We start from the raw sequence: 20,599 nt of genomic DNA, 5'->3' as shown, positions 1-20,599 counted from the left end.
CCTTTTTTGCAGGGTTAAGAAATACACCAGGGACCATGATGAAGACAATGGATGCTTATTTAGATGAGTATCGTTTTTGTGATTTAACATATTTATCAACTTTGGGCTTTAGTCAAGATGATATAAATGAAGTTAAAGATTTAAAAGGCATATCTCGTATTGAATATGGATATCAATTTGATGCATTAACGATGATGAACAATAAATTGTCAGGTGTCAAAGTTTATACGAGTGAAACGTATAATGATGAGATGCTGAATCAGCCTATCTTAAATGATGGAAAATATCCTAGCAAAAGTGATGAATGTTTAATTGATGTAGAAATTGCTAAAGCAGGAACGCAAATTGGTGATAAAATTGAAATCTCTAATGATCAAGGGAAAAAGACTTTTGAAGTGGTCGGAATTGTGAAGGATGTAAGATATGTTGCAAAGACAGATCGTGGAACAAATACATTAGGAGATGGAACAAACTTAGGATATATTGAAATTTTAAATCAAGATAATGCTTTTTTTGCTTTGCCTAAAGATTTGTATGATTTGCGTGATGAAAAGGTGCTGTATAATCAGATATCTATTGCTGTTGATGGTGCAAGTGATTATAATCTTTTTAGTGAGGAATATGATGATTATATTGAAAATGTGAATACAAAAGTGAAAAGTGCTCTATCACTTCGTTTAAGCGACTTGTATGAATCTTTGTCAGCAGATGCAAAAAAGAAATTAGATGAAGCTCAAACTGAATATGATAAAGGTTTTAAAACATATTCTGATTCAAAGACGACTTTTGAAACACAAATTTTAGAAGCAAAAATTCAATTAACGAATGCAAAAATGGCATTAGCTGAAAAAGAGACTGATTATCTTAAAGCACAATCACAAGCCAATCAACAAACCAAAGATATGATTGGTACAATTGAAGAAACATCTCAAGAACTCAAAAAAGATCTAGAAATATTGAAAGCACAATTAGAAAAATATAAAGATAATCCATTAACTGAAACACCTCCAGAGGTACAAAAAATATTAGATGATATTGCATCTATTAGAACACTGTTGGATTCAACATCATCTGCATTAGATGGATTTTCAAAATTAAATGAGGCAGACTTACAAATTCAAAAGGCAAAGTTACAAATACAACAGCAGGAAAACAAATTAACTTTACAAGAACTTAAAACACGCAATCAGTTAGATCAGGCAAAAGAAAAATTAAATCAGGCAGATTTACAGATTCAAGATGCTAAGGAACAAGTTAATCAAATTCCAAAAGGAAAACTCTATACATTAACAAGGCATGAAAATGCTGGTTTGGTGAATTATGATTCTAATGTAGATTCTATATCGTCTATTGCTGATATATTTCCATTAATGTTTTTCTTGGTTTCAGCTCTTGTCTCTTTGACAACAATGACAAGAATGGTTGAGGAACAAAGAAGTCAAAGTGGAACCTTACGTGCTTTAGGATATTCTAAATGGGATGTTATTAAACAGTATATTGTTTATGTGATCTTTGCAACGTTCTTTGCATGTGTTCTAGGAATTGTTTTAGGAACACAGTTTTTCCCAAGAATCATTTATTATTTATATAGTTTGATGTTGTTTCAAATAGATGCACCAACTTTCATTTCATCAACTTATATGATTGCTTTTCAAACAGTCTTTATTTCTGTTTTTGTAACAATGATAGCAACACTTTCGGTTTGTATGAGTGAATTAAATTTAATGCCAGCCGTATTAATGAGACCAAAGGCTCCAAAACTTGGTAAAAGAATTTTTCTGGAAAAAATGGATATGATTTGGAAACGACTCTCTTTCAATCAAAAAGTTACAATGCGAAATATCTTTAGGTATAAAAAACGTTTCTTTATGTCTGTTATTGGAATTGCTGGATGTACAGCCTTAATAATTACTGGTTTTGGAATTAAATACTCAGTATCAGAAGTTGTAGATAGACAATATGAAAAGATATTAAACTATGATGCGCAAGTGCGTTTGGAAAAAGAAGTGAGTATAACAGATGCAAAGACATATCAGGAGAATTTATTAAAAAGAGATGAAGTTAGCAACGTAGAATATGTATTGAATCAAAGTGTACAGGTGATGAAAAATAAGGAAGATTTGTATGCGAGTATGGTGGTTTACCAATCCATGGATAATATTCAGAATTTTATAACTTTCAATGATATGAAAACGAATAAAAAAATTGCTTTATCAGATGATGGAATTGTGTTGTCTATTAAAACTGCTGAACTGTTAGGTGTTGACGTGAATGATAATATAGATATAGAAATATCAGGAACGAAATATAATGTAAAGGTTTCTGGTATTATGGAAAACTATTTTATGAATTACGTTTATATGTCTCAGACATTATATGAGAACTTAACATCGTCACATTTGAAAATTAATCACGCTTTTATGACAATGAAGAAGATGACGCAATCTAATAAAACCAGCCTTGAAAATTATATGCAGGATCATCACTATGGGAATCTCTCTTATATTGATAGTAGTGGTAGTGAATTCGATAATCAGGTTCAGAGTTTAGATATTGTTATTGCGATTCTTATTATTTGTGCAGGGGCGTTAAATTTTATTGTTTTATATAATTTGACGAATATTAATATTCAAGAACGTAAGAGTGAAATCGCAACAATTAAAGTTTTAGGTTTTAGAAGAAAAGAGGTTTACGATTATATATTTAGAGAAAATATCCTTTTATCTGTTATCGGATCTTTGGTAGGAATGATTTTTGGTTTTGCTTTACATCAATTTATTATTCGTACTGTTGAATTGGATATGACAATGTTTGTGAGAAATTTAACTTTATCAAGTTATGTTATCGCTGTTTTTATAACTTTAGGATTTACAATGTTAATTAATTTAACAATGCGTCATGTTTTAAATAAGGTTGATATGGTTGAATCATTAAAAAGTATTGAATAGAGAGTAATTATATACAGGATTATATCAAAAAAGAGATAATGAATGAACTGACCCTTTCAGTTGATAGTTCAACTTTTGGAGTTCACATAAAAGTATCTCTTTTTTTCTTGAAAGAAAAAATGCCATATTTTTAGTCAATATGGCAAAATAATCATTTAAAACTTATTTAAATTGAAACTTGGTGGAACATCATTAGGTTGAAAGTTTTGCCCATCTAAGTTTGAGAGATCAAAGTAAATTCTAGAATCTTTTGTGACTCCCCAATCTTGTTGTGAACTTGCTGATTCCTGGATTTTATTAAATGCTTGTCTAAACATTGTGTTATGTGCTTCTTCTCTATTTAATAAAAAATCAATTGTTTCTCTTACTCCATTATCATCAATTTGACGATATAAATTTTGATAAACAACTTTAGCACGTTGTTCAGAAGCTATATCAGATAATATATCAGCAGCTAAATCACCAGTTTCATTAACATATGCAGCAGTCCATAAATAACCTGATGCATTAGCTAACATTGGAGTCAGCCCAGTTAGAACATGAGCTTCTACATTTCCAATGGTTGCCTTGTTGGCACATGGTTCATGCCCATTTAATTGATTAATCAATTCAGCAATCATTTCTAAATGACAAAGTTCCTCAGTTGCAATATCGAGGAATAAATCACGAATTTCTTTGTCTCGTATTCGAAAACTTTGTGCGAAGTACTGCATTGCAGCTTTCAATTCTCCCTGTGGACCTCCAAGCTGTTCTTGTAGTAAAGTTGCGTAGTTAGGATTTGGTTTATCAACTTTAACAGGATGTAAATAACGACTCTCATATTTAAACATTTTTTTCACCTCAATAATATTATCTGCTTATTCTATCAATTTTATACGATATAACAGATTTTCATTGTTGTATAAATAAATACTCTATTGATTTGAATATAGAGAACCAAAATCAAATAGGTTAAGGAGAGAAGCTTTATATTTGTTTTTATGTATATACAAAAGAATAAAGTGACTTTAAAACATTGGATTTTAAAATAATTGTATTCATTCTTTGTGAAAAGATATTGAAATTTATCTAAAACCGAAAAATAATTATGTATTTTAGAATAATGTAAAAATTATATTAAATATATGTTGACTTGTATAAAATGTTAAGTATAATGAAGTGTATATTATAAAAACACAAAAAAGGGGAGATTAAAATGAAATTGAGAAGAGCATTGTCGACATTGGCAGTTGCAAGTATGCTAGTTGCTTGTGGTGGACAAGATGGTGCTTCATCTGGAACAACTTTAAAAGATGGAGATACTATCAAAATTGGATTTATTGGTCCAAAAACAGGGGAGACTTCAACTTATGGGATTCCAGTAGCGAATTCTATTGAACTTGCAATTAAGGATTACAACGCATCAGAGAATGCAAAATATAAAGTTGAGTTAATTGCTGAAGATTCAGCTGGAGATGAAACACAGGCAGTTAATGCTTATAACAGTTTGGTTGGGAAAGGTGTTGTAGGAATTGTTGGTCCAGTTTTAACAGGAGAAAGTCTAGCTGTTGGAAATGCTTCTGCTAAGAATAAAACACCAATTGTTTCTTCTAGTGCTTCTGGTGATGCTGTAACATTAAATAATGATGGTTCAACAAGAGCTAATTTCTTTAGAACTTGTTCTAATGATTCTCATGGTGGACAATTTATTGCTTCTAAAGTTGGAGATGGGACAATTAAAGCTAAAAAAATTGCTATTTTAACAAATAGTGATAGTGATTATAGTATTGGATGTACAGAATCATTTATTGAACAAGCTAAAAAGGATAATGTTCAAATTGTTCTTGAGGAAAAATATCCAAAAACACAAGCTGATTTTGGTACTTATATAGATAAAGTGAAAAACTCAGGTGCTGATGCAGTATTTATTCCTGACTACTATGAAGTTATTGCTAAAATGGTTAAACAATTTAAAAATAAAAATTTTGAAGGGACTTTCTTAGGAACTGATGGTTGGGATGGTGTTTTGAGTGTAAAAGGTGTAGATAAGAGTATTTTTAATGGTGCTTATTATACAAATACTTTTGATGACCGTGTAGATGCTGTACAAAATTATATTAAAGCATATAAAGCTGCATATAATAGTGATACAAATATGTTTGGTACAATGGCATATGATGCAACATGGGTATTATTGAAAGCAGTTGAAGCTGCTGGAACGACTGATCCTGACAAAGTATGTGAAGCATTGGAGAAGACAAATTATGGTGGTATTACTGGACAGTTCGAATATGATGAACAGCACAATCCAACTAAAGATTTGGTTATCAAAACAATCAAGGATGGAGCTTACACATATTTAGATTAATGAGAAAAGTAAAGGAGAATTTTCTCCTTTCTTTTTTTAAAAGAAGGAGGGGCAATTTATGGAGCTTTTAACACAAATGATTAATGGCTTAAGTACAGGTGGGATGTATGCACTAGTTGCTATTGGATATACAATGGTTTATGGTATTGCGAAAATGATTAATTTTGCACATGGTGAAATTATAATGGTTGGTGCATATTTAACGTATGTTGTTTTTAGCGTGTTAGGGATGCCTGTTGTTGCGATTATTGCATCTATTGCTGGCTGTGCATTATTAGGTGTGGTGACTGAAAAAGTGGCTTATAAACCACTGAGGAATAGCAGTAGTTTGTCGGTATTAATTACAGCAATTGGTGTAAGTTATTTACTACAAAATTTATTTTTGATTCTTTTTGGTTCAGCAGCAATAACGTTTCCTGATTTTTTACCAAGTGGTCAGTTAGAATTACTTGGGTTAAGTATTTCTTATGTATCTTTATTATCTTTGATTTTAACATTTGCATGTACAATTCTATTGTTGTTATTTATTAATAAAACAAAGTTAGGAAAAGCGATGCGTGCAGTCAGTGAAGATAAAGGGGCTGCTGAACTGATGGGGATTAATGTCAATAATACAATTTCTATGACATTTGCAATTGGTTCAGGACTTGGAGCAGTGGCTGGAATTATCTATGGCTTGAGTTATTCTTTAATTAATCCATATTTAGGTGCAATGCTTGGAATTAAAGCATTTATTGCAGCTGTTCTTGGTGGTATTGGAAGTATACAAGGAGCGATGATTGGTGGTTTGATTATTGGGGTGGCAGAAGCATTTACAGTCTCTTATATTTCTTCAACGTTTTCAGATGCAGTTGTTTTTGGTATATTGATTTTCATTTTGCTAGTCAAACCAGCTGGGTTGTTTGGGCAAAATGTAAGAGAGAAAGTGTAGGTGAGTATTATGAAGAAAAAAGAGATTCAACAATTAGTCATTTCTTTTGTTTGTGCTCTACTCATTTATGGTGGCATGATGTTTGCTATGAGTTCAGGGATTATTAATACTTACTGGTCTGGTATCTTAATTGTGGCTTGTATTAATATAGTCTTAGCAACAAGTCTAAACTTGGCTAGTGGCTATTTAGGGCAATTAACATTAGGGCATGCTGGTTTTATGTCAGTTGGAGCGTATGTTTCAGCATTGTGTAGTATATATATGCAGGTTCCATTTATCGTGAGTTTGTTAATTGGTGCATTGGTGGCTGCAGTTGTTGGGCTGATTATTGGAATTCCGACATTGCGTTTAAAAGGTGATTACCTTTGTATTATTACATTAGCATTCAATGAGATTATTCGAGTTATTATGTTGAATATAGATATTACAAATGGTGCAAAAGGTCTGATGGGAATTCCTCCCAGCACAGACTTTACAGCTGTGTTTTTAAGTGCTGTTGTGACGATTTATGTCATTTACTGTATTGTGAAATCTCGTCATGGACGTGCCATTATATCTATCCGTGAAGATGAAACGGCTAGTGAGTTGGCTGGTATTCCGACTTCATATTATAAAATATTGGCATTTACAATCTCAGCATTTTTTGCTGGGCTTGCTGGTGGATTATATGCACATTATATTACAATTCTCATTCCTAAGGTTTTTGATTACAATAAATCAGTAGAAATTCTTGTTATGGTTGTTTTGGGTGGTTTAGGAAATTTGAAAGGTTCTGTCATAGCAGCTATTGTTATGACAATCTTACCTGAATATTTACGTGCATTCTCAGAGTATCGTATGCTGTTGTATGCAATTATTTTGATTGCGGCAATGATTATTAAGGAAAAGAATTTAATGCCTCGTATAAAGGCAAAGTTCAGTAAGAAAACTGATGAACCAGTGGAGGTGAGTGAATAATGAGTTTATTGAAAGCTGTTGGATTGGGGATTCAATTTGGTGGATTAAAGGCAGTTGATGAGTTTGATTTTGAGATTGATAAAAATCAATTATATGGTTTAATTGGACCTAATGGAGCAGGAAAGACGACTGTATTTAACTTATTGACTGGCGTTTATAAACCAACAAGTGGTCAAGTTATTTTTGATGGTAAATCATTATTAAAAATGTCTCCTACACAAATTACTCAATATGGGATTGCAAGAACGTTTCAGAATATTCGTTTGTTTAAAGATATGAGTGTTTTAGATAATGTTAAAGTTGGATTACATCATTCTCAAAACTATTCTTTATTCAGTACGGTTTTACGATTGCCAAAATATTTTAAGGGTGAAGAGGCAATGGAAGAAATGGCACTCAGTTTATTACGTGTTTTTGATCTTGAACAATTTGCTCATGTTAAAGCTTCTAATTTGCCTTATGGGAAGCAGAGAAAACTGGAGATTGCAAGAGCTTTGGCAACTTCACCTAAACTCTTATTGCTAGATGAACCAGCTGCTGGTATGAATCCTACTGAAACTGCTGAACTTATGGAAACAATCAAAATTGTGAGGGAAAAGTTTTCTATAGCAATCTTATTAATTGAGCATGATATGAAATTGGTTATGGGTATCTGTGAAAAAATCGCTGTCTTGAACTTTGGGACAATATTGGCATTTGGAACACCAGAAGAGATTAAAAATAATCCAGATGTTGTTGCAGCATATTTGGGAAATGATGAATAGGAGGAAACAGTATGTTAAAAGTTGATCACTTAAATGTTTATTATGGAGTTATTCATGCAATTAAAAATGTTTCCTTTGAAGTGAATGAAGGTGAAATTGTTGCTTTAATTGGAGCAAATGGAGCAGGGAAAACATCTATTATGCATGCGATTAGTGGTTTGTTAAAAACGTCAGAGGGACAAATTTCTTTTTTGAGTGAAGATATTACAAAGATGCCTGCTCATAAGATTATTGCTCGTCAATTGGCACAAGTTCCTGAGGGGCGTCGTATCTTTTCACAATTAACAGTTCAGGACAATTTAGAGATGGGTGCATATTTAAGAACGGATAATAAAATTCAGGAGGATTTGGATAAAGTATATCAGAGGTTTCCGCGTTTAAAAGAACGTAAAGGACAATTGGCAGGCACTCTTTCTGGTGGAGAACAACAAATGCTGGCAATGGGAAGGGCTTTGATGTCTAAACCTAAACTTTTATTGTTGGATGAACCCTCAATGGGGTTGTCACCTATTCTTGTTAATGAAATTTTTAAGATTATTCAAGAGATTAATAAGGAGGATGGGGTTACAGTCCTTCTGGTGGAACAAAATGCGAATAAGGCTTTATCTATTGCAAATCGAGCATACGTGCTTGAGACAGGGAATATTACAATTTCAGGGGATGCCAAAGAGGTTGCTAATAATCCTAAGGTGAGAGAAGCATATTTGGGATAAACGAACTCAATTCTATAAGGATTGGGTTTTTTGTATAAAATAAAAAGAGATATCAAATTTGAATGAATTGATAGCTCTTTTGTTAAATAAACTTTTTAATGAATATCTAATCCATTATTGAGTTTGTGAAATTGCAAACGGTCAATGAGTGCTTTGAGAATAAAAGCCATATAAATTAAGGCTATTATGTTCATAGTATCATTAATAAAATGAAGTGAAATAAAGAATGGATGTATATAGAAAATAAAAAGATAGCTTAAACAACACCACATTATAAAATAAATCAGACAAACTCTTCCTTGGATATGAAAACGATGATGAGAATAATCCCAGCATTTTGTTTCAAAAACCTTTTCAATAAATAAACTTGCTAAATATTCAAGTATTGTCATCATGAAACCACCAACAAAAATAGTTAAGTAAATGGATGATTTCAAATAAGGAGCAAAATATATCAGTAGGCATGCACCAACGCCATACAGTGGAATAAAAGGACCTTTTAAAAGTCCAGATGAAATCCAATGTCTCTGAAATAATGAAACATATATTGATTCCATAAAATAACCTAATAAACAATAAAGTGAAAAATAGATGATCATAAAATTCTCCTTTTAGTTATCTATATGAAGTGTCCTAATAAATCATGTCTAAATAAGGCAAAAATTGTCTATAATATGTTTGAAAAAGAGCATTTTTAGATAAAAAAGTGTAAATTCCTAAAAAATTATAAAATAAATTAAGTTAAATTGTATTGATTTAATCGATATAATTTGAATTTCTTAAGAATTTCTTAAGAAAGTTGTGGACTTTTTGTGAACGTTGTTTTATAATTCTAAGTGGGTATATTATTGAAAGGAGGAAACGAATGGAAAGTAATATTAAGACGAATTTGTTAGAAAATTTGCAAGAACAAGTGCTTAAGCGTAAAGCCATGTTTATTCCTTTGTTGTGTGTTTCAACATTTGGATTGGTTGGTTATGCTGCTGTTGATAAAGAAGCTCCTGTTATTAATTCTAATAAAGTAGAGGTTCTTTATGGAACAAAACTTGATAAAAGTATGTTTGCTATTTCTGATAATCGTGAGACCCTAGATAATTTAGAAGTTAATATCGATGATAAGTCATATGATCCTTATCAATTGGGTATATATAATGTAGAAGTAACAGCTACTGACTTATTCTCTAATGCAACTACAAAGACTGTTCAAGTTGAGGTTGTTGATAAATCAGCTCCTGAATTGAAGCCAGTCGGTAAGAGTAATGGGTATGTTATTGATGTTGAAGTTAATGGAAGTAATGACATTACAAAATATGTCAATGCAACTGATAATGTTGATGGAGATGTCACACCATTTATTGAGGCAAGTCAAAAACTTGATGCTTCTAAATTAGGTTCACAAACTATCAAGCTTAGCGTGTCTGACAATGCTGGTAATACAACAAGTCAAACATATGAATTCTATGTTTCTGATACAACAGCACCTACTATTGAATACAAGAAAGGTGAATCAGTTACAGTAAATTACGGTTCTCAATTTGATTATACTGATTATATCAATATAACTGATAACTTTGATAAGAAGGTGACTTCTGTAAAAGTGGATGGAACTGTGAAGACAAAAGAAATCGGTTCTACGACATTAAATATCACAGCAATCGATTCAGCAGGAAATAAGTCTGAAGGAAAATTAAAAGTTGATGTTAAAGATATTAGTGCTCCAAATATTAGTTTATCTAAGTCTTCTGTAACAGTGACAAAAGGTAAGAGCTTCAATGCGAAGAAATATTTGAGAAGTGCTATTGATAACAAAGATGGAAATATGACTTCAAAGGTAAAAATTAGCGGATCTGTGAATACAGATAGAGCTGGTAAGTATTCAGTTAAATATACCGTCACTGATGCTGCTGGTAATACTGCAACTAAGACATTAAGTGTCAAAGTAGAAAATCCAATTCCAAGTAATGCTGGAGCTGCTGCAACTGCACTTAGCCGTGTGGGAAGTAGATATGTCACTGGTGGAAGTGGACCAAATGCATTTGACTGCTCTGGGTTAACTCAATGGGCTTATAAGAAGAATGGAATTTCACTTCCAAGAACTTCTGGTGCTCAATACAGTGCAACAAAGAGAGTGTCTAAATCTGATTTAAAAGCTGGAGATCTAGTGTTCTTCCGTGGAACAACTGGTGGTAGCGGAATTAGCCATGTCGGTATTTATATCGGTGGAGGACGTTTCGTTCATGCTGGAACATCTTCAACTGGTGTAAGAACAGATAGTTTAAATAGTTCTTATTGGTCTAGACATTGGGCTAGCGGTGGAAGAAAATAGTCAACTCATAAGGATAGAATTTATTTCTATCCTTTTTTCTGTTATAATGGAAATTAAGAAGGTGATATCTATGTATATTGGCAGTCAAAGTCTGATGAAAAAATATGATCAATGCTTGTTGGATAATGGGTATACAATTTTAGAATTGGTTGATAAAGCGAGTCAATGTTTGTTAAAACATATGAATGGGGAATATTTTAGTTTGTTGTGTGGTCCAGGAAATAATGGTGCTGATGGATTGTCTCTCGCTATTAAATTAAATAATCTAGGGAAAAAAGTGGATGTCTATATTTTTGAGGATCAAAATCACTTATCCCAAGCCAATCGATATTATTTGGATTTGTGTTATGAATATGGTATTCATGTTGTTTTGCTTAATGATGATATTTTAGATGAAGTCATGGACGAAATAAGTCATAGTGATATTATTGTTGATGCAATGTTTGGATTTGGACTTAATAGTTCTCCTAGAGGTTTATATCAAAGTGTTATAGAAGAAATTAATCAACTGTATGATCAAAACATTATAGCGATTGATATTCCAACTGGATTAGATTGTAATACGGGCACACCTTATCAAAGTGTCGTCTGTGCAACTCAAACAATTACTTTAAGTGCTATGAAGAATGGCTTTTTAAATCCTGATAGTATTTCTTTTACTGGAGAAGTCATTTTAGAAATATTGGATGTCAATGATGTTTTTGAAGAAGCAGGATTGTATCTATTGGCTGATGATAAGGTTGTTGCGCCAATGCTCAAGAGTCGTCGCTTTGATGGCCATAAAGGTGATTATGGACGAGTTATTTTGATTGCTGGTTGTCAGGATTATAAGGGAGCTTCTTTGTTAAGTGCAAAAAGTGCTGTCTATACAGGAAGTGGTGTGACTACGGTTATGACAACACAGGAAGTGATGGATTCTTTAACTGTTTATTGTCCAGAAGTCACAACACAATTAAGAGCACCTGTTTTAAGAAAAGAAGATTTTGAAAAATATAATGCTATTTTAATAGGCTGTGGGTTAGGACTTAGTATTGACAGTTATCGTTATGTTATTGATGTTTTTTCGCTTTCTCATCAGCCGCTGGTCATCGATGCAGATGCTTTGACGATTCTTTCATCGAATTTAGATTTATTAAAGAATCAGGAGCGAGATATTATTTTAACGCCACATATGGGTGAGTTTAAGCGTTTGTGTGATGTGGATAATAATGATGATATGTTGTTTGTTGCTAAAGAATTTGCTAGAAAACATCAAGTTGTTCTTGTCTTAAAAGGACCGTATACAATTGTTACTGATGGGCAAGAAGCTTATCGTGTTTTTGCTGGTAATAAGGCCATGGCAACAGGGGGTATGGGAGATGTCTTAGCGGGTATGATTACTAGTCTGTTAGGTCAAGGCTATGCAGCTTTGAATGCTGCTGTACTAGGTGTTTATATCCATGGTTATGCAGGTGATAGAATTGCTGAGAAACATTATACTGTTATTCCTTCGGTATTGATTGAACGGATTCCTCAATCAATGAATGAGATAAAAAAAAGTAATCTTGAAAAGATTACTTGCGTTGAATAAGTGTAATATTGCGGTGAGGACTTTTATCTCTACGATAGGAGAAGAAAAGGTCTTCATCTTTTATTGTACAATAAGGAGAAACTGTTATGTGTTCTTCTTTAACACCTAAATTCAATAATTGTTGTTTAATCAGTCCTTTGCTGTTGAGAAGATAGGCACCATCTTCTTTTTTTATATAGAATGATGATGTATCAAAAGACATCTGTTTAACCAAATCAATAATATCATCTTTGGCTTCAAAATTCTCTTGATTAATAGAAGGTCCAATATAAGCGTAAATATGTTTAGGTAAACATTTTTCTTCTTGAATGAGATGCTGGGTGACCTTTTTGACAATTTCCCCAACAGTTCCTTTCCAGCCTGAATGGATAGCAGCAACAATTCCCTGATCTCGACAATACAGCAAAACAGGACAACAATCAGCATGGAATGTCCATAGCCATAGATGTTTATCTCTGGTATACATAGCATCATAACCTATAAAAGCATCATCACGTGTATACATGCCTTTACCACCATCAAGATATGTCACTTCTTTAAAGTTCGTTGTATGTTGCTGAAATGTTGCAACCATATGATTTAAATCAGTATGTAATTGTTTTGCTAAGGTTTCTCTGTTTTTTAAAACTTTTTGATTGTTTTCGTTATGAAAACTCATATCCATGATGTTATGAAAGTCATCATAGGCACAAGTTGTATATGCTTCAATTTCATCAAAGCATTCCCATGGTATTAATTTCATAAAAACTCCTTTCATTTGCCCTTACACAATTTTAACTTCATCATACTATATGTTGAAGGAGGGAAAGAATATGTATAATCAATCTTGTGGTTGCCAAGGAATGAATACTCGTCCATGTGGATGTGGAAATACTGCTGGTCAAGGTTGTGGATGTCAAAACACATCTAAACCTAACTGTGGCTGCAATATGAACATGAATACTTGTGGTTGTGGTATGAACATGAATGCAATGAATGGATGTGGTATGGGTATGAACAACTGTGGATGTTCAATCAACGGTTGTCCAAGACCTCAACCATTAGTTGCTCCAAAAAGAGTCTGCGTTACAAATCAAGTCACTTGTGTTCCTCAACCAGTTATTTGTCCAATTGAATGCCGCCGCGTTAACCGCTGCCAGTATTACCCAGTATTTTATCCTCAATATGAACAAACATTTGTGAATGAATCATCTAATCAATCTTATTAATCTCATTAAGAAATGAATCGTCGGGATCAATATAAATGGTTGAATAATGATTTAATATCACTTGACCCGGTTTTGCTCCCTGCGGTTTCTTCAAGGTTTTAATCTGTGTATAATTGACTGGTACAGAAGAACTGTGTTTACCTTTCGAAAAGTAAGCAGCGATCTTGCTTGCCAGTCTTATTGTATATTCATTCAGTTCTTCACTATGCACAACAACATGGCTTCCAGGCATGTCTTTGACATGAAACCACATATCGTTTCTTGAAGCCATTTTAAAGGTAAGATAATCATTTTGAAGGTTATTCTTACCTACATATATTGTTATATTTTCTTTTGTTAAATAAGTTTCTATATGAAGCTTATTTTTCTTTCGATAAACTTGTTTTGTTTTCTTCTTTTTTAAATATCCAAGATTTTCTAATTCTTCTTTGATTTCTAATGCATCATAATAGGATGCATTTTCCATCAAGGTCATCAATGAATCAAAATAATCAATTTCTTCTTTTGTTAAATGAATTTGTTCATTTAAATGATGTAAAGAATTCTTTGCTTTTTGATATTTTGCATAATATCTATTGGCATTCGTTTTTCCATCATATCTCTCATCTAGAGTTATTGTCATTTTTGTATCATCATAGTAATTATCAACAGTAATTTCTTTTTGTCCTCTTTGGATAAGATGAAGATTCGCAAACAATAAATCACCCTTAATGCGATATTCATCACTGTTTTGAGAATCAAACAAGGTTTTTTCTAATTTATGAAGTTTAGATAGATTCTTTTGATATTCATTTTGAATATATTTTGCTAAATCTGAAGTTTGTTGTTTGATACGATCTTTTTGATCAATAAAATCATAATGTTTATCAAGACCATCAAATAATGGGTATTCATAATAAGGACATTGTAAATGTAATAAAGGAATCATATGAAAATATTCTTTATCCATTAATTTATGAATAAAAAGTGTGTTTGATTCTTTTAGCATCTTCATAATATCTTGAAACGATTCTCCTTGATCAATACGATAAAGCACTTCCCTTGAAAGTTCTGGAGAAAAGCCTTGATAAGTTCTTGTGAAATTATCAGTCTTTTCATAACTGCTTGTCAAAGGATTTTTTTTATCTAGCATAGGAGGAAACTGATAAGTTGCTCCAGGCTGAAGAATTCTTTGAGAATTCATTGAAGGAGAAACACGTTTTAAACAATCAATAATTTTATTGTTATCATGAGCAATAACAACATTAGAATGTTTACCCATAATTTCAATATAAATATGATATTTCACTGTATCTTTTAATTCATTTGTTCCAATAAAAGTCATATCAACGATACGATCAAGCTGAATTTGTTTCACAGACTCTAAATATGCACCTTCTAAATGCTTCCTTAATAACATTGTAAAAGCATTAGGAGATGGTGGAGTCGGAAAAGATAATGATGTCAGTTGTAATCTTGCATACATGGGATGTATGGACATCAATAGTTTCATATTTGAAGATTGAGAACGCATATGAAACAATAATTCATATTGAGATATCTGATATATTTTGTTGATTCTGCCTCTTTCTAGTTGTGATTGTAGATTTTCAACAACGCGAGACATCATAATTCCATCATAAGCCATATTTATCACCGTTATTTAGTATAACATATTTGAAAAAGAATTGACATGAAAGTTGTATTCATGTAACATTGTTTCATAAGGATGGTGGATGTAGTGAAAAAAGGGTTGTTAATTATACTGAGTGGACCTAGTGGGGTAGGAAAAGGGACAGTTCGTCAAGAGTTATTCAAAGATGAAAGTTTAAATTTGGCATATTCTATTTCTATGACAACAAGAAAACCGAGACCTGCTGAAACAGATGGTGTTGATTATTTCTTTGTGAGTGAGGAAGAATTTAAACAAAGAATTGAAAATAATGAACTGTTAGAGTATGCACAATTTGTTGGAAATTATTATGGAACACCAAAGTTCTATGTAGAAAAATTATTGGATGAGGGAAAAAATGTAGTTTTGGAAATTGAAGTACAAGGTGCATTGCAAGTTATGGCAAGATGTCCAGATGCTTTAACAATATTCTTGGTACCGCCATCATTTGAAGAATTGGAACGTCGTATTAGAGGTAGACGTACTGAGGCAGAAGATGTTGTGAGAGAACGTTTAGATAAAGCGAGTAAAGAAATCGCAACAAAAGATGAATATAAATACGTTGTTGAAAATGATGATGTTTTGGCTGCGAAAGAACATATTGCAAAAATTATCAAAGAAAATTCTTAAGAAAAGATACATAACACCTGAAAAGGTGTTTTATTATTTGTGTAAAAAATCGAATTATCATGAATTACAGTTGATTTTTTGTTAATAATACATTATAATTCATATAAGTTCCAATGAAGAAGATTAAATAGTGAAATCTTTTAGAGACATTGTGGTTGGTGAAAACAATGAGAGGAAACTATGGGACACTTTGGAGGAAGTTATGAAAATAACCGTCTGTCGCGTTAAGACAAGAGGGCATACAGGTTGTATGAACTAAGGTGGTACCGCGTGAATAAACGTCCTTAGATAAGGACGTTTTTATTTATTTTAAAGGAGGAAAAGAAAATGGCATACAGTGCACCAAGAGGAACGGTTGATATTTTATCTGATAACTCAGGTCAATGGCAACAATTAGAACAATTATTAAGAACAATTTGTGCGAATTATAATGTAAAGGAAATGAGAACACCAATCTTTGAACATACAGAATTGTTTACAAGAGCAGTTGGTGATACAACTGATGTTGTGACAAAAGAGATGTATACCTTTGAAGATAAAAAGGGGCGTTCAATGACCTTAAGGCCTGAAGGAACAGCTGGGATTGCAAGAAGTTATGTAGAAAATAAACTTTATGCATTACCTGAAAAATTACAAAAGTATTACTATATGGGACCAATGTTTAGGTATGAAAGACCACAAAGTGGAAGGCAAAGACAATTCCATCAATTCGGAGTTGAAATGATTGGGTTGGAATCACCATATGTAGATGTTGAAGCCATGGTGCTTGCAGTGACTGTTGTGGAGGCTTTAGGACTTCAAGATATTACTTTACATATCAATTCATTAGGTGATGAAGAGTCAAGAGATGCTTATCGTGAGGCCTTGAAAAAACATTTTGAACCTGTTATTAAAGATTTATGTTATGATTGCCAGCAAAGATATGAAAAGAACCCTTTACGTATCTTAGATTGTAAAGTCGATAGAGAGCATCCTTTTATGAATGATGCACCACATACAATAGATTATTTAAGTGAGAATGCGAAAGCTCATTTTGATAAAGTCTGTGAATTACTTGATGATTTAGAAATCGAATATGTTATTGATACAAATCTTGTTCGTGGTCTAGACTACTATTCACATACTGTATTCGAAGTTATTTCTGATGATCCAAAATTAGGAGCTGGAGCCACTGTCGGTGGTGGAGGAAGATATAATACTCTTATCAGTGAACTTGGCGGTCCTGACGTACCTGGTGTTGGTTTTGCATTTGGAATGGAAAGGTTGTTAATTGCTAATAGTGATGTAGATGCTGAAGAAGATGGCTTAGATGTTTATGTTATGCCACTTGGAAATGAAGCAAAAGATCTAGCAATGCAAATTGTTACAATGCTACGTGCCAATGGATTCACATGTGATATGGATCAATGTGATAGAGGGTTAAAAGGACAATTTAAGTCAGCAGATCGATTCCATGCACATTTTTCTATGATTATAGGTGAAGAAGAAGTGAAAAAAGAAGTTGTGAATATGAAATGCAATCATTCTAAGGAACAAAATGAAGTGCTTTTAGAAAATATTGTTGCGTTTATTGAAGCACATTATGAGGGAGGACATGATCATGAATAGAACACATAATAATGGTCAATTAAGAATGTCTCATGTTGGAGATAATGTTGAGTTAATTGGTTGGGTTGCTAAGAAAAGAAATTTAGGGGCTTTGGTTTTTATTGATTTAAGAGATCGTTATGGAGTGACTCAAATCATTTTTGATGAATCTTTTGAGGAAAGATTAAAAGAAGTTAAAAATGAATATATTTTACAAGTCAAGGGTAGTGTTATTGAAAGATCTTCAAAGAATCCAAAAATGGCAACAGGAGATATTGAAGTTCAAGCAAAAGACTTTCAGATTATCAATACTGCTAAGCTTACACCAATGATTGTAGCAGATGAAACTGATGCTTTAGAAGAAACAAGAATGCAATATCGTTATTTAGATTTAAGAAGACCAATGATGCAAGAAAATCTTATGACAAGACATAAGATTACACGCAGTATCAGAGAATATTTGGATAACTTGGATTTTATTGATATTGAAACACCATACTTAAATAGATCAACGCCTGAAGGGGCGAGAGATTTCTTGGTACCATCACGTGTTCATAAAGGTGAGTTTTATGCTTTGCCACAGTCACCGCAATTATTTAAGCAGTTATTAATGGTTTCGGGCTTTGAAAAGTATTATCAAATTGCTCGTTGTTTTAGAGATGAAGATTTACGTGCTGATCGTCAAATTGAATTTACGCAAGTAGATGTTGAAATGAGTTTTTTATCTACTGATCGTATTTTAGAAATTGGTGAAGGTATGATTGCAAAAGTCATGCATGATGTCAAAGGCATTGATATTGAATTACCACTGAGAAGATTAACTTGGCATGAAGCAATGGAAAAGTATGGCATTGATAAACCTGATACACGTTTTGGTTTAGAATTGGTAAACTTAAATCACATTGTAGCAGATGTTGACTTTGCAGTTTTTAAAAATGCATTAGAAGCACATGGCCATGTTAAAGGTATAAATGTCGTTGCACAGGCTCAAGAATTTTCACGTAAGAAGATTGATAACTTGACTGAAATTGCCAAAACATATAAGGCGAAAGGATTGGCTTGGTTAAAAGTAAGTGAAGCTGGTGTGCAAGGACCAATTGCTAAATTCTTTACAGAAGAACAAATGAATACATTATTAACGGCTATGAATGCAAAAGAAAATGATTTGTTATTATTTGTAGGAGACCCAAAATATGAAGTGGTTTGTGATTCATTGGCAGCTATTCGTAATTATTTAGGAAAAGAATTAAAATTATATGATCCTTCAACATTTGATTTCTTATGGGTTGTAGATTTTCCAATGTTTGAATATGATGATGAGACACAAAGATATTATGCCAAACATCATCCATTTACAAGACCGAAAGATGAAGATATTGATAAACTAGAAACTGATCCAGAAAACTGTTTGGCAGATGCTTATGATATTGTTCTCAATGGTTTTGAATTGGGTGGTGGTTCACAGAGAATTTATGAACAAAATCTTCAGGAAAGAGCTTTTAAAGCTTTAGGATTTACACAAGAACAAATTGATTCTCAATTTGGGTGGTTTGTTGAAGGATTACAATATGGGACACCTCCACATGGTGGATTTGCTTTAGGCTTAGATAGAGTCGCAATGTTGCTTTGTGGATGTGATTCACTTAGAGATGTAATAGCATTTCCTAAGAACACCAGTGCAACTTGTCCAATGTCAAAAGCACCTACACCAGTTGCTAAGGCTCAGTTAGATGAATTAGGAATAGGAGTCAATAAGAATGAATCAACAGAGAGTAAATAAAGTTTTAGAAGAAATGCAAACAAGAGGAATAGATCATTTGATTATAAGTGATCCTAGTTCAATTGATTATTTAATTGGATACAGTAATCATCCAGGTGAAAGAATGTTTGTTTTATTGTTGTCAATAGAAGGTAATCATGTCATTTTCTTAAATAATCTTTTCTATTTAGATCAAGAATTAGAAATGAATATTATCTGGTATGATGATACTCAAGATGGGCCAGCATTGGTTGCACAGTATTTGAAAGATGCAAATGTTGTAGGTGTTGATAAAAATTGGGAAGCAAGATTTTTAATGCGTGTTATGGAGTTGGCGAATGATGAATGCTGCTTTGAATTAGGATCTATTTGTGTTGATTATGTGAGAATGATTAAAGAGGAAGAGGAAAAAGCCTTGATGCGTGAATCAAGTCGTTTCAATGATTTGGCTATTGATCAAGTTATCCAACTTTGTGCTAAAGGGAATTTAACTGAAAAAGAAGTCTCTCAAGAAGTTGAAGGCATTTTTCAAAAGTTAGGATGCTCAGGAAATTCCTTTGCACCAATTGTTGCATATGGTGCCAATGGAGCTGATGGACACCATGAAGGTGATAATTCTTTGCTAAAACCTGGAGATAGTATTGTTATTGACATGGGTGGACAATATCATGGGTATTGTAGTGATATGACAAGAACTGTTTTCTATAAAGAAGTTTCTGATGAACAAAGGAAAGTTTATAATCTTGTACGCCAAGCTAATGAAGCTGCTGAAGCTATAATTAAACCAGGTGTCAGATTGTGTGATATTGACAAAGTTGCTAGAGATATTATTACAGAGGCTGGTTATGGTAAGAATTTTAATCATCGTTTAGGTCATTTTATTGGAAGAGATGTTCATGAATATGGTGATGTTTCAGCTGTTTTTGATATGCCTGTTGAAGCAGGTATGATTTTCTCAATCGAACCAGGTATCTATATTCAAGGAGATTTTGGAGTGCGAATTGAAGATCTTGTTTTGGTGACTGAAGATGGTTGTGAAGTTTTGAATTCATATTCTAAAGATTTGCTAATTATTGGTTAAATGTCTAAAAAACTGTTATGTATAAAAGAATGATATCTTTATTCATAACAGTTTTGTTATTTTTATGATTAAATGTCAGTTGGGAGAACTATAATAAGAATATAAACAAAAACACGGTTGCCCGTGT

Annotated in this window: 17 protein-coding genes and 1 other annotated feature; of the genes, 13 read left to right on the top strand and 4 right to left on the bottom strand. The window is 32.6% G+C overall.

Annotated features, from left to right (window positions below; translation table 11 throughout):
• Positions 1-35 precede the first annotated feature (35 nt).
• Positions 36-2,948 carry an FtsX-like permease family protein gene (locus GQF29_RS17620; RefSeq protein ID WP_236916460.1) on the top strand — a complete coding sequence of 971 codons (2,913 nt, stop codon included), beginning with the start codon at positions 36-38 and terminating at the stop codon, positions 2,946-2,948.
• 155 nt (positions 2,949-3,103) lie between these two features.
• Here the strand turns inward: GQF29_RS17620 and GQF29_RS17615 are convergent, their stop codons facing one another.
• Entirely contained in the window at positions 3,104-3,778 is a 675-nt protein-coding gene (locus GQF29_RS17615) for a manganese catalase family protein (protein ID WP_008789498.1), read from the bottom strand.
• A gap of 365 nt (positions 3,779-4,143) precedes the next feature.
• Between GQF29_RS17615 and GQF29_RS17610 the strand changes: the two genes are divergently transcribed.
• Genes GQF29_RS17610 through GQF29_RS17590 form a run of 5 tightly spaced genes read left to right on the top strand, consistent with a single transcriptional unit; the run spans position 4,144 to position 8,660 of the window.
• Positions 4,144-5,295: an ABC transporter substrate-binding protein gene (locus tag GQF29_RS17610; protein ID WP_008789499.1), complete on the top strand. Its 1,152-nt coding sequence runs from the start codon at positions 4,144-4,146 to the stop codon at positions 5,293-5,295.
• A 58-nt stretch (positions 5,296-5,353) separates the two neighbouring features.
• A complete protein-coding gene (locus GQF29_RS17605; protein ID WP_008789500.1) occupies positions 5,354-6,226 on the top strand; it encodes a branched-chain amino acid ABC transporter permease in 873 nt (290 codons plus the stop codon).
• Between the two features lie 9 nt (positions 6,227-6,235).
• Entirely contained in the window at positions 6,236-7,183 is a 948-nt protein-coding gene (locus tag GQF29_RS17600) for a branched-chain amino acid ABC transporter permease (protein WP_054325117.1), read from the top strand.
• Entirely contained in the window at positions 7,183-7,947 is a 765-nt protein-coding gene (locus GQF29_RS17595; protein ID WP_054689165.1) for an ABC transporter ATP-binding protein, read from the top strand. The genes GQF29_RS17600 and GQF29_RS17595 overlap by 1 nt, the downstream gene beginning before the upstream one ends.
• An 11-nt stretch (positions 7,948-7,958) precedes the next feature.
• Positions 7,959-8,660, top strand: a complete 702-nt coding sequence (locus GQF29_RS17590; protein WP_008789503.1) for an ABC transporter ATP-binding protein — start codon at positions 7,959-7,961, stop codon at positions 8,658-8,660.
• A gap of 95 nt (positions 8,661-8,755) precedes the next feature.
• On the opposite strand, the gene GQF29_RS17585 is transcribed toward GQF29_RS17590, so the two are convergent.
• Complete coding sequence (locus GQF29_RS17585) at positions 8,756-9,259, bottom strand: putative ABC transporter permease (RefSeq protein ID WP_008789504.1); 504 nt, start codon at positions 9,257-9,259, stop codon at positions 8,756-8,758.
• 266 nt (positions 9,260-9,525) lie between these two features.
• Between GQF29_RS17585 and GQF29_RS17580 the strand changes: the two genes are divergently transcribed.
• Both GQF29_RS17580 and GQF29_RS17575 read left to right on the top strand, forming a co-directional pair.
• Positions 9,526-10,986 carry a C40 family peptidase gene (locus tag GQF29_RS17580; RefSeq protein WP_008789505.1) on the top strand — a complete coding sequence of 487 codons (1,461 nt, stop codon included), beginning with the start codon at positions 9,526-9,528 and terminating at the stop codon, positions 10,984-10,986.
• Between the two features lie 70 nt (positions 10,987-11,056).
• A complete protein-coding gene (locus tag GQF29_RS17575; protein WP_117598767.1) occupies positions 11,057-12,556 on the top strand; it encodes an NAD(P)H-hydrate dehydratase in 1,500 nt (499 codons plus the stop codon).
• Here the strand turns inward: GQF29_RS17575 and pgeF are convergent.
• Positions 12,540-13,298 carry a peptidoglycan editing factor PgeF gene (pgeF, locus tag GQF29_RS17570; protein WP_008789507.1) on the bottom strand — a complete coding sequence of 253 codons (759 nt, stop codon included), beginning with the start codon at positions 13,296-13,298 and terminating at the stop codon, positions 12,540-12,542. The genes GQF29_RS17575 and pgeF overlap by 17 nt on opposite strands.
• A gap of 70 nt (positions 13,299-13,368) precedes the next feature.
• Here pgeF and GQF29_RS17565 point away from each other — a divergent pair, with 70 nt between their 5' ends.
• Complete coding sequence (locus GQF29_RS17565) at positions 13,369-13,764, top strand: hypothetical protein (protein ID WP_008789508.1); 396 nt, start codon at positions 13,369-13,371, stop codon at positions 13,762-13,764.
• On the opposite strand, the gene GQF29_RS17560 is transcribed toward GQF29_RS17565, so the two are convergent.
• Positions 13,748-15,391 (bottom strand): Rqc2 family fibronectin-binding protein, encoded by a 1,644-nt coding sequence (locus GQF29_RS17560; protein WP_008789509.1) that lies wholly within the window; start codon positions 15,389-15,391, stop codon positions 13,748-13,750. The genes GQF29_RS17565 and GQF29_RS17560 overlap by 17 nt on opposite strands.
• A 93-nt stretch (positions 15,392-15,484) precedes the next feature.
• Between GQF29_RS17560 and gmk the strand changes: the two genes are divergently transcribed.
• The 4 genes from gmk to GQF29_RS17540 all read left to right on the top strand — a co-directional run bounded on the left by gmk (position 15,485) and on the right by GQF29_RS17540 (position 20,472).
• Complete coding sequence (gmk, locus tag GQF29_RS17555; protein WP_017143714.1) at positions 15,485-16,045, top strand: guanylate kinase; 561 nt, start codon at positions 15,485-15,487, stop codon at positions 16,043-16,045.
• A gap of 104 nt (positions 16,046-16,149) precedes the next feature.
• Positions 16,150-16,334, top strand: a binding site (T-box leader).
• Positions 16,335-16,372: 38 nt separating this feature from the next.
• Positions 16,373-17,653 carry a histidine--tRNA ligase gene (gene hisS / locus GQF29_RS17550; RefSeq protein ID WP_008789511.1) on the top strand — a complete coding sequence of 427 codons (1,281 nt, stop codon included), beginning with the start codon at positions 16,373-16,375 and terminating at the stop codon, positions 17,651-17,653.
• Entirely contained in the window at positions 17,646-19,412 is a 1,767-nt protein-coding gene (gene aspS / locus GQF29_RS17545; RefSeq protein ID WP_008789512.1) for an aspartate--tRNA ligase, read from the top strand. Before hisS ends, aspS begins: the two co-directional genes overlap by 8 nt.
• Positions 19,390-20,472 carry a M24 family metallopeptidase gene (locus tag GQF29_RS17540; RefSeq protein WP_008789513.1) on the top strand — a complete coding sequence of 361 codons (1,083 nt, stop codon included), beginning with the start codon at positions 19,390-19,392 and terminating at the stop codon, positions 20,470-20,472. The genes aspS and GQF29_RS17540 overlap by 23 nt, the downstream gene beginning before the upstream one ends.
• Positions 20,473-20,599 lie beyond the last annotated feature (127 nt).

This window comes from Coprobacillus cateniformis, from assembly GCF_009767585.1.
Classification (GTDB): domain Bacteria; phylum Bacillota_I; class Bacilli_A; order Erysipelotrichales; family Coprobacillaceae; genus Coprobacillus; species Coprobacillus cateniformis.
This window is presented reverse-complemented; position numbering and strand designations above follow the sequence as displayed.

Bases quoted from the DNA above. Each gene is read 5' to 3' on its own strand.
- GQF29_RS17620 (WP_236916460.1), top strand. From the start codon at position 36: ATGATGAAGACAATGGATGCTTATTTAGATGAGTATCGTTTTTGTGAT.
- GQF29_RS17615 (WP_008789498.1), bottom strand. From the start codon at position 3,778: ATGTTTAAATATGAGAGTCGTTATTTACATCCTGTTAAAGTTGATAAA.
- GQF29_RS17610 (WP_008789499.1), top strand. From the start codon at position 4,144: ATGAAATTGAGAAGAGCATTGTCGACATTGGCAGTTGCAAGTATGCTA.
- GQF29_RS17605 (WP_008789500.1), top strand. From the start codon at position 5,354: ATGGAGCTTTTAACACAAATGATTAATGGCTTAAGTACAGGTGGGATG.
- GQF29_RS17600 (WP_054325117.1), top strand. From the start codon at position 6,236: ATGAAGAAAAAAGAGATTCAACAATTAGTCATTTCTTTTGTTTGTGCT.
- GQF29_RS17595 (WP_054689165.1), top strand. From the start codon at position 7,183: ATGAGTTTATTGAAAGCTGTTGGATTGGGGATTCAATTTGGTGGATTA.
- GQF29_RS17590 (WP_008789503.1), top strand. From the start codon at position 7,959: ATGTTAAAAGTTGATCACTTAAATGTTTATTATGGAGTTATTCATGCA.
- GQF29_RS17585 (WP_008789504.1), bottom strand. From the start codon at position 9,259: ATGATCATCTATTTTTCACTTTATTGTTTATTAGGTTATTTTATGGAA.
- GQF29_RS17580 (WP_008789505.1), top strand. From the start codon at position 9,526: ATGGAAAGTAATATTAAGACGAATTTGTTAGAAAATTTGCAAGAACAA.
- GQF29_RS17575 (WP_117598767.1), top strand. From the start codon at position 11,057: ATGTATATTGGCAGTCAAAGTCTGATGAAAAAATATGATCAATGCTTG.
- pgeF (WP_008789507.1), bottom strand. From the start codon at position 13,298: ATGAAATTAATACCATGGGAATGCTTTGATGAAATTGAAGCATATACA.
- GQF29_RS17565 (WP_008789508.1), top strand. From the start codon at position 13,369: ATGTATAATCAATCTTGTGGTTGCCAAGGAATGAATACTCGTCCATGT.
- GQF29_RS17560 (WP_008789509.1), bottom strand. From the start codon at position 15,391: ATGGCTTATGATGGAATTATGATGTCTCGCGTTGTTGAAAATCTACAA.
- hisS (WP_008789511.1), top strand. From the start codon at position 16,373: ATGGCATACAGTGCACCAAGAGGAACGGTTGATATTTTATCTGATAAC.
- aspS (WP_008789512.1), top strand. From the start codon at position 17,646: ATGAATAGAACACATAATAATGGTCAATTAAGAATGTCTCATGTTGGA.
- GQF29_RS17540 (WP_008789513.1), top strand. From the start codon at position 19,390: ATGAATCAACAGAGAGTAAATAAAGTTTTAGAAGAAATGCAAACAAGA.